The 10,319-nt window shown below is 43.8% G+C and carries 6 protein-coding genes and 1 tRNA gene; 2 read left to right on the forward strand and 5 right to left on the reverse strand.

All coding sequences use genetic code 11. The features are described from left to right. Window positions 1–683: 683 nt before the first annotated feature. The 3 genes from BMY75_RS17100 to BMY75_RS17110 form a co-directional block, all read right to left on the reverse strand. Complete coding sequence (locus BMY75_RS17100; RefSeq protein ID WP_074836386.1) at window positions 684–1,166, reverse strand: helix-turn-helix domain-containing protein; 483 nt, start codon at window positions 1,164–1,166, stop codon at window positions 684–686. Between the two features lie 53 nt (window positions 1,167–1,219). Beyond that, window positions 1,220–1,603 (reverse strand): sigma-70 family RNA polymerase sigma factor, encoded by a 384-nt coding sequence (locus tag BMY75_RS17105; RefSeq protein ID WP_074836387.1) that lies wholly within the window; start codon window positions 1,601–1,603, stop codon window positions 1,220–1,222. 601 nt (window positions 1,604–2,204) lie between these two features. Continuing rightward, on the reverse strand, window positions 2,205–2,963 hold the full coding sequence (locus BMY75_RS17110) for a type II secretion system protein (protein WP_242940278.1): 759 nt from the start codon (window positions 2,961–2,963) through the stop codon (window positions 2,205–2,207). A 621-nt stretch (window positions 2,964–3,584) separates the two neighbouring features. Here BMY75_RS17110 and BMY75_RS17115 point away from each other — a divergent pair. Then, window positions 3,585–3,658 (forward strand) — tRNA-Met (locus tag BMY75_RS17115). 115 nt (window positions 3,659–3,773) lie between these two features. Here BMY75_RS17115 and BMY75_RS17120 read toward each other — a convergent pair. Beyond that, entirely contained in the window at window positions 3,774–9,395 is a 5,622-nt protein-coding gene (locus BMY75_RS17120) for a Spy0128 family protein (protein ID WP_074836388.1), read from the reverse strand. A 302-nt stretch (window positions 9,396–9,697) separates the two neighbouring features. After that, complete coding sequence (locus BMY75_RS18300) at window positions 9,698–9,967, reverse strand: hypothetical protein (protein ID WP_139199906.1); 270 nt, start codon at window positions 9,965–9,967, stop codon at window positions 9,698–9,700. 88 nt (window positions 9,968–10,055) lie between these two features. On the opposite strand from BMY75_RS18300, the gene BMY75_RS17130 reads away from it, so the two are divergent. Further along, on the forward strand, window positions 10,056–10,319 hold a 264-nt coding region (locus BMY75_RS17130; protein ID WP_170844294.1), incomplete at its 3' end, for a transposase.

The following is a 10,319-nucleotide window of genomic DNA, read 5'->3' on the forward strand; positions in this document are numbered from 1 at the left end:
TCGAAGTCAGACTGGATAAGTATCTGTTCATCTTCTGCAAACACACTCATAGGTGCAGATGCGGCTGCTGCCGATAAACCAGCGGTAATCGCCACAAGCCCTGCGGCGATCCGTTTCATTGTCTTGTGCATAACCTCTTGACCCTCCTTTTGAAAATAAAAGAACTTAAATCTGATACGGCTGTAACTTACAGTAAACGAAATATATACCTGAAACAGCCATAGCCACATTTTAACGGGGATGGACATTTCACTGTCATTACGCTGTTATGTCCGATAGATATTATATCACATTGCTTTTCAAATTGCAATAATTTCAATAATATCATTTCAATTTTTTTATTCCATTCCTCTGCCGCATCAGATTTCCGCAGTATATAAAAAACAATTCGCAGATGCATATGGTCCGAAACTTAAAAATGTTCTTCTTGATGCCCACGATTATCAGTTTATCAAGATATTCTTTCAACGCACCATGGTAGCGTTTTTCTTTTAAATGTAGATTACAAGTTGAAGTAACATCTGACGGCATTAAAGAGTGGGTCACGCGTAACACAACAAAGCATCAATGATTCATCCATTATAGTATTAGTATTCTTTTACTTATATTATAGCTGCATATATGTTATAATAAGTACATACCTATGGTACCGCCCGTTTCGGTATATCAGCAAATACACTGTCTTATTTGTCTATCTCCATCAACCGCACATAGCACTTCATGCTGACCCGCTTTCGCTCACTCTCCCAATCCTTGACACGGCCGACAGAAACGGACATCAGCTCTGCTAGCCTGCATCGTGTGAGAGACTTCTTTTTTTGCAGGTTTCTGATATAACTTCCCTGCCCTTTTATCAGGAACTTATTGTACTCATCGAGCAAGTCTGTGACTTTGCACCCGAATATCTCTGCAAGTAGTGTGAGCTTGTCCAACGGATACGCCGACAGCACATTGTTCTCCCAGCGGGCATAGGTAGTGCGGTCTACACCAATTTGAGCGGCTATCTCTTTTTGCATGAGCCCACAGCTTATCCTGTAAAATTTCAACCTGTCTGAGACTGTGGAATTATCATTAAGCGCAAAATCGGGTATTCTTTTCGGCTTGAAGCTGTGAATATAAAGGGTGACTGTTTTGCCGCTTGTGTGGGTAGAGTACAGCGTATACATTCGGCTCTCTACTCTGCGTAAAAATCGCCACTCGCCTATGAAGGGCACATCTTTTACATCATCTGAAAAGAAAATGTCCGTTGTGATTGTGTAGCATTTTCAACACACCTGCTGCCGTAAGTCGCAAAGCGCGTCCCCTTGGTATAATCGAAGGTCTGCACCGCCTTGATGAGCCCTATCGTGCCTATTGATATCAGATCGTCCTGATCAGAAGAATTTGCATAGTACTTCTTGATAATGTGCGCCACCAACCGCAGATTGTGCTTTATCAGCGCATTCCGAGCTTCCTTGTCCCCTGCGGACATCTTCTCAAAACAAATCCTCTCCTCAGCAGCACTCAGCGGCGGCGGAAATACCGTCCTGCCATCCAGATGCAGCCCGAAAAACAATCCACCGTGAGATATGAGCCTTATAAGCTCAAACAACTGTATCATCATAGTTATTACCCTCCGTAATCTTCGTGATATTTCAGTATATTCCCCCGGCTTCCCCGATTATGCACACAAAACACACTGATCCCTCCGCTCAGTGGAAGCGCCGCTTTAACTATATTCTCCAACCACGACAAAAGCCTGCATACCGAAATATGCAGGCTCAGCCCTTTCATAATATCTATAAACCTTTACTCTGGAAAGCAAATTAATAATAGATGGATACACTCGATCCAAACCATGCTTGCTTTTCTGAAATAGCCGAACATCGTGAAAAATCGCTGTTTTTCATAATGATCCAGACTTTCAAATCACCACATTCGCATCGCTTTTTGTTTCTTTCGTTAAACATATTATACTGCATTTGTCTCGTTTTGTCAAGCGAATGGTTTAATTTCACAATTTTAACCTTTGTTTTCGTATGTATGCACAATTGGATACAGAAAACCGTGCGCCTATCTTCCAAATATTTTGTTTATTTAACGAAACTAAACGCCCACAAATCCGAATATACAATGCTGAGGTAATTGAACCTCGGCATTTTTTATGTAGTCATAGATCTATACACATACGCCTTTTCCGGTATATTCATAAAACTAATGTCAGATCAATACCAGCCACCCAAATTTCCGGAACTTCCGATCTGCTTGTTAGATAGATTTATATTGTAGCAGCTATCCGGAGATTTTTTCTTGCTGTCAGTATAGATCTTATCCCATGTGCCGGTACCAATAAAGTGAGCCTTACTATCTAAATTAGCAATGTATTCTCCGTTTATGTATGTGACAAGTATACCCTTTCTGTAAAGCTGAATCATACGAACTTCGCCGGTAGTGTTATAAACAACAACAAGTCCGAAGTTTGTATTATTGTCCTTAAGGTATTTTGCGCAATTCTTGGTGTCAGTATTATAACCCAGCGGATTTACTCTCTTACCTGTTTGCCAAGTTTCTGAAAAAGTTGCATCAAGCTGACCTGCTATAACTCTGTCAAGTGCCTGAGAACCGGTTGACTTGCCAGGATTAGTCTTATAGACATTCCAACTGTAGTTTGTGAAGCAGCCTACTCTATCGTATTTCCTGTCTTTGCTGTTACCCTGTTCAAGGTAGAGCACCTTGTTGAACGCTGCATTTGCATCATCTCCGCTAAGCAACAATTCATCTGTCAAAGAACTTTCTATCGAAACTTTTATAGTCCTTGTATCAGCGATAGCTGCAGCAATTTTTGCCTTTCTGATATAGCTTATCACATTCGGTACAATCAGACTGGCCAGAATACCGACAATACATATAACTACAATTAACTCTACCAAAGTGAAACCCTTTTTATTATTCTTCATAAGCTCATTCCTTTCATTCATGTTCATATTACCACGAAATTCCAATTAAATCACTTTTATTTGTTGACTATATTATATCAAATCTAGACAAAATAGTCAACTACATTAATCTAAATTTGTAGTTATACACAACACGAATATATATAGTTTCTACAAATTGACTAAATCACAAGTTGACTGATTTTACAAATTAAAAGCATTCATCATTGTTTTATACAGATAGGAAACAAATTTTGTTTCTAAATTTTAATCAAATATATTTTCCCGAAACTTAGGCTATTTCAGAGCAAACAACTATAAAAACAGCCTTATTTTTCCAATATAAGTTTCACTTTAGAATAACACAAAAAACATCTACACAGCAATGAATGATTGCAGTAAAATTGTTAACATTCGATCACAGCGTTGCAAAATTTGGAGTCAAAAGGGATGCTGTGCCCACGAATATTTCAATCAGATTCATATTGTGTAATCCACAGTAAATCGTGCCTCATTAAAAGCCATGTAGCACTCATATTTTCTTACTTACAAAACTCAAAATGTTAACATAAAGTAAACTTTAGACTTTTTCTCAAAACCATATTGACAAACGTGATCCAATATGATATAATAGACAAGTACTCAGCAAGAGAACATAAAAACAGATATCGCGGGGTAGAGCAGCTTGGTAGCTCGTCGGGCTCATAACCCGGAGGTCACAGGTTCAAATCCTGTTCCCGCAATCCATTACCGTTCGGAATTTTCCGAACGGTTTTTTGTTATCTATCGAACTGAACGATCTCACACAGCGCACGCAAAAAAGACGCCCCCAAATTCGGGAGCGTCTTTTCACTTTATTTACTTGTCATCCTTTTTCTTTTTCATCACGCAAAGCAACGCGCCAAGCATAACTACCTCTACACCCACAAGGCTCTTAACGCCAGTGTTGGGGTTTGAGCTGTTCTGTGTGGTTGAACCGCCTGCGCTGCTGCTGGTTTCAGAATCAGACTTCGAGCTGTCCTCACTTGAAGACACCTCAGAAGAATCCTCCGGTGTTTCAACATTGCGGGACGAATCATCGTCCTTCTCAGGCTTGCTTGAAGTGCTGTCCTCTTCATCGGTAGGTACATCATCTTCATAAATGTTGACAAATATTACACCACCGACAGACTTTCCATCGTCGTCAGCGATATCTCTGCTTACTGTAAGCGTGCCGTTTTCGTCTGTAACAGTGTCAGTAACAGTGTATACAGTCTTGTCGTATATGCAGTTATCGCCGTCGCCTGCGATCTCGCTTACTTCGTAAACATATACACCAGCTTCCGTATAAGTCCAGCTGCCGAATACAGCCTTGCCTGCGCCCTCGATCTCAACCATCGTGTCTGCGGGAACAAGAGTGCCGTCCTTGCCTGTCAGTTCAAAGGTGTAAACCTCATCCTCATCGGAAACGTTACCCTCAACCTGCTTTTCGATCTCCAGTTCAGTTTCAACAGATGTGGGCTTGTAAGTGTTAACGAACTTCAGCTCGCCAATCTCTTCACCGTTCTTCTCAATGGAGTATACAGCCTTGTACTCTCCACCTTCGTCATTTACAGTGACAGTCAGCGTGTATACAGTGTTGTCCTTGGTGTAGTGTACATAGCTCTCATCAAGGTCATTCTCGCTGATAACATAGCGATATGTACCAGCCTTGTTGTAGTAGATAGTACCGAAAGGTTCAGCCTCGCCGCTGCCGTTTACAACTGCGGTGGTCTTCTGGGGCATAGGTATATCATCAGATTCTCCCTCAGCAGCAGCCAGTTCAAATGCGAACACACGCTGTGCTTCATTTGGGTCATTTCCGACTATCTCCTTAACAGCCACAGGAGGAACCAGTTCAGCTACAACAGGAGTATAATCATTTACGAACTCAGCTGCAGCAGCTTCTTCGCCACCTTTTGTCAGCTTGGTGGTCGCTGACAGCACACTGTCATTATCGGTAACAGTAACAGTAAATGTGTATACGGTATCGTCCTTTGAGTAGCCAACATAGCTCTCGTCAAGGTCGTCCTCGGTTATCTCATAAACATACACACCAGCCTTGTCATAGGTCATGCTGCCGAAAGAAGCCTTGCCTGCACCTTCAACGGTCACGTTTGTAACTTCGGGCATAGGGATGTCTTTGTCACCCTTAGCCGATATGCTGAAGCTGAATACCTTGTCATCGGGTCTTTCAGTACCGCTGAACAGCTTCACAACATCGGGGAACACTACAGTGTCGGTAGGTGTAGGCGAATACTCGTTAACGAACTCAGCCTTGTCAGCAGGCTCGTAATATCTTGTCTCGGGATACAGTACCTGTAAAGGAAGTTCCTCGGCTACAAGCTGTCCGTCATTGTCCGTAACGTTAAATCTTACCAGATATCCTCTGGTATCGAAAGTATAGCCGGTATAAGCCGAATTAACTTCAAATATAGCGTAATCGTACTGACCTGCCTCGGTGAATTCAACCTCACCGAATTCCGCAGTACCCTCGCCTGTGATAGCCACCCTTGTATTCTCGGGTGCAGGCGCATCGCTTCTGCCGCCAAAGTTTGTAAAGGGCTGTATCGAGAATATGAAACGCTTCTCGGAACCTCTTGCACTGCCCTCTATCTTCTTGCTGATGGCAGGTATCTCAGCCTTTACAGGTGCAGGAGCATACTTGTTAGTGAACTCTATCTGCTGTACCTCCACAGGCTTATCAAGTGCCTTGCCGTCAAAGCCGTGTGTGCGGTACACCTTGGTCTTGACAGTAAGTTCTGTGTTATCGTCATACTGTACATCCCTGCGGACATCGCTGACATTGAATACAACCTTGAACTTCTCGCCCGAGTAAGTCATACCCTTCTTATTGCCCGACTTTTCGGATACCTCGTATTCAAATACGCCGGGTTCAGTAAACATCAGACTGCCGTTTTCATCAGCGATAGCAGTCTCGCCGCCGTTGACAGCTACCTTGACAGCGCTTATAGCCTTGCCCCAAACGCCGTCCTTGTAAGCCTTGGGTGCAGGCGCACCGTTCAGAGGCTTGATGCCGAAATCGCATACTGCCTCAAAATCATCTGAGGTATTGCCTTCCACAGTCTTAGCGATAGCGGGGAAACTCTCAACCGAGGATTTAAGACCTATCGTAACAACGTTAGCGATAGTTGTATCCTTGACCCATCTCGTCTGAATGGATTTCTCGCAGTAATAAGCAGGCGCATTGTAAGCCAGCACCTGATTTGTCTTGGTCTGATCCTTATGGATATTGTCAGGGGCTGTCATTTTCAGGTAAACGCATACCGAGTGAGGCATATCGTCAGCCGAGCCAAACTCTACATCTTCGCCTATCTTGAATGCGATAGTCTTTACCTTAGCCCAGTCCTTGTAATTATCGGGATCTATCTCTTGCCAGTTATTATCTTCGGTAAGCATCTCTGGTACAAGTCCGGGTTTCCCCAGAGCGGTATCTGTAGCCATTTCTATCTCATCATAGAACTTATTGGTGTTTACATATACCTTTACATCGCCGAATTCTTCCTTAGCCTCGCTGATATCCACACCGTAAAGCGTGCCCTTCCAGTAAGGCATACCCGCATAGGCAGGCTCCTTGTAAGCTTCCTCTATGGAGTCGTATATAACTACATTCTTAGCAAGACCCTCGTTTGAGAAGAACTGCAGTCTGTAAGTGTAGTTGTGACCCGCATAGGTCTGTGTAAAGTCCTTGAAATCCAGATCATAGTCATCAGCCTTGATCTTCTTTTTCAGTGTAGTTGCAGAATAGTACATAGTAACTTCATCTTCTGCCATAGCCGCAACTACATTGGTGTGTGTTGTATCGCCGTCACCGTCGATATCCTCAAATACCTGTTTGCCATCTCTGTCCTTGACTTCCGCAAATACCTTGCCGTCATCAGCCAGCGCCTTCAGGCCCACAAGATCATAAGGCTTGCCGTTCTTGTCGATGAACTGCGCTTCTGCGAAGTTGTCAAGCTTTGTGCTTCTCAGCTCCTCATAGTCAGCAACAGCTTTCAGATAAATCACCGAACCAAGAGAATAACAGATGTTGCTGTTCTCGCCAAGCTTAACCACAGGAAGCTCCTTATACTTCACCGTGATCTTTGCGTACTGCCTGTGAGTACCCTTGTAGTTGTCAACAGTCTCAAAACTTACCTCAGGAACTTCAGTATTTATAGGCTCAATATGACCGCTGTACTTAGACCACAGCTTATCCCAGTTGTACTCCTTGGGGTTGTCCGAAAGAAACAGCTTATCCTGCATCGGAGTGACTTCAATAACGCTCATGCCCATAGGCAGGAGTTCATGGAATACTATCTCCTTGTCGCCCTTGATAACTCCCAGTTCAGCCATCTGACTGAGGTCTGCCTCATTAGCCGCTCTGCCTGTAACAGCCGCCAGATAGTAAGAGGTATATACCTTTTGGTTCTCCTGAACAACTCCGTTGCTCTTCTTTGAAAGTCCGCAGAAAGGCTCGATGCTTGTCAGGTTGTTCCTGGCAGAAAGTCTTGTAGCTACCTTGACGTCGCCTGCCTTGTTGGAATGACCATCATAAAGCTCAGCATCAAGATCAAGCATATCCTGCTTTACATAATCCTTAGGAGTATAGATGGTGCTGCCGTTGGTTGGATTTTCCCATTCACCCGAAGCATTGTAGCCCATCTGAGCGTCCCAGTTGTACACCTGAAAATTCTTCAGATGTATCTCTTCCATATTGTCAAGCACCTGTTTTACAACAGGACCCTCGCCTCTGAGTACACCAGTTACTTTGGATCTCAGATTTACGTCGCCGTTAGCATCACGGTATACGAACTTTATCCTGTATACTCTGTCGTGCTTGAATTTAAAAACTGTATTGCCGTCTGCATCGGCATATCTGTATTTGCTGTTTCCGTCAGCGAGAGATATCTTTTGATCGAGCTGCCATTTGTCGGGAGCATCGGCAGTCATAACATATACCTCAACAGGCTTTCTCTTGCTTATAGGCAGGTCTTCACTTTCCTTGACATCAAGATTAAGAGTGACAGACTTGACTGCCTTGTGAACGACCTCCATAGTGAATGTTCTGAAATAGAAATCATCGGGCTGTAAACGCTTCAGATCAGTTCCGTCATCACCGAGACCGTTCACATAAAGCACGTCATCAACTACTTCCATCCAGTAAGGACCGTCCTTGTAGGTAAAGCCGTCAACAGCGCCGTACTTGTAGGTCAGACCGATACCCTCGATATCGTATGTAAGCTCTGCATCCTTGCCTGCTCTAAGCAGATCAACCGCACCAACAGGGTCCGGACCGCCTTGCTTTACAACGCTCCAGATATCGCCGCTGTAAATAGCGCCCATATTCTGCCATACAGAAGTCACAGAGTCGCTGTCATCGGTAACATCATCTTCATCGCCGTCAACGCCCACATAAGTGACTGTTGCATCATTTTTCAGTTTTACACGGTTTCCGTTTGCATCAACAGCCTCTGCTGTTTCCTTGGGATACCTTACCAGTACGATAAAACGCGAAGCTTCGCCCTCATACTTCCACTGACCTGCATAATCGCCTTCGGTCTCCTTTTCCAGCGGGGTAGTATCCGTATAATCTACCGCTTTCGATACCGCGATGACCTCACCGCCGTCAGGCATATCATTGATATACGTGATAACGGGCTGATTTCTCACCACTGATGTCTCCAGACGATAACCGACAAAATCATACTTTTTCAGCTGATTCTTGAACTCAGCCTCATCAATGCCATACTTTGAAAGATGATACTTGGTTTCAAGCATATCATCCCACGCATAGTAACAGCCCTGGTTTACGCCTTCGTTCTCGGTATATTTATACACCTCGGCATCTCTTACATGGGTATGGAAAGACGCCGTGATAGTATCCGGCGTACGGTCCTCATCAAGCACATTGTCGTAGATCTTGATAGTGTAACCCTGCTCGCTGTTATCGACTACCCTGTTCGCACTTATAGAGTAATGGAGATTAAGATCGATATGCGGCGAAGACGCCTTGACATTCTCCAGAACGATAACACCGTCAGTGTACGACCTGTCCTCCTTGACCTTCAGCAGCGATGTATCCGACGACAGCTGATTCAGGAAATCATCCTTAGCCGCCAGTGTAAAAGGATCACCGCGGCGATCAACAAAGGCTTTGTAAGGGACCTCTATACTCAGACGTCCTTTCTCATAGGTCTTGTTAAGGCTTAGCCTCAGTGTTACATTGACCTGCTGCTTGTCACCCTCGATAGTGTAGTCCGCAGTTCTTCCGTCATCCGAAATGTCCTCGCCTGTACCGGCAGTCTCGGTCTTTGAGAAGAACAGCTCGATGTTTTCGGGCAGTTCAGCAGATTCCGCACTCACAGAAGGCACAGACCCGAACGCAACAGTAAACAGGCATACCAGCGAGAGCAATCCCGAAAGCAGCCTGTACTGCGGTCTATGAGTACTTTTTCCCATTTTTGCATTCCCCCTCCAAAATAGTATCAGCCCCACGTTTCCCGACAGACCCGTGCAGCTTCATACAGCCTGCAAAAAGCTATATATATTAATATAGTACCATCAATATTTGCTTTTGTCAATAAATATACACAATTTAAAAACTTTTTCGTCATTTAATTCAAAATTCAAGGGTTAATCTGAATGGATTTATCACTTTATTCATAGTGTTACCGAAATTTTGTAAAACATTTACCAGAATGCAAAAAACACCCCCGAAAACTCGGAGGTGTAATACACACTTTTTAATTTGTTACTGCCTGCTATGTTGCCGCACCTACTATAATGAAAAATAATATAACACCGACAATGATCTTGACCTTTGTGGATATCCTCTTCGTCACAATGAACCACAGCGGTATAGTAAAGTACGGTGCAGCACAGAACCCGATTAACCACAGCAGTTTCTGTGTTTTGCTGAGTTCAGGCTGAGACACAGGCTGAAAAGCAGTCTGTTGGTTTGGGATATACTCCCTCATCACGATGGTCTCGTTGGGAACATAGTTATTATATACGGGCGGCGCAGCCTTCACAGGCGGAGTTATAGAGTCTATCCTAAAATTTGTGTAAACCTCTGAAGTAGTGTATAATAGAAGAGACACTACTTTGGAGGTTTTAATTATGAGCAGAAGACGAAGAAATGAAACAGAAGAGCAGCGAGCAAGAAGAGAGCTAATAAGTGATTTTCTTTCGGCAGCGAATATTCAGAGCATGGACGATATTCAGGAACTTTTCAAGGAGGCACTTGCCGGATTTATGGAAGGTAGCCTTGAATCAGAGCTTGATTCCGAGCTTGGATACGAGCCGTATGACGTTAAGAACAAGGCTACCGACAACAGTCGTAACGGTCACAGCAAGAAAACTCTTCGTACCAGTATGGGTAAG

Source organism: Hominimerdicola alba, from assembly GCF_900109655.1.
GTDB lineage: Bacteria > Bacillota > Clostridia > Oscillospirales > Ruminococcaceae > Hominimerdicola > Hominimerdicola alba_B.

What these genes read in the sequence shown, in the direction of transcription:
- BMY75_RS17110 (WP_242940278.1), bottom strand. Translation starts at nt 2,963, where the DNA reads ATGAACATGAATGAAAGGAATGAGCTTATGAAGAATAATAAAAAGGGT.
- BMY75_RS17100 (WP_074836386.1), bottom strand. Translation starts at nt 1,166, where the DNA reads ATGTATACGCTGTACTCTACCCACACAAGCGGCAAAACAGTCACCCTT.
- BMY75_RS17120 (WP_074836388.1), bottom strand. Translation starts at nt 9,395, where the DNA reads ATGGGAAAAAGTACTCATAGACCGCAGTACAGGCTGCTTTCGGGATTG.
- BMY75_RS17105 (WP_074836387.1), bottom strand. Translation starts at nt 1,603, where the DNA reads ATGATGATACAGTTGTTTGAGCTTATAAGGCTCATATCTCACGGTGGA.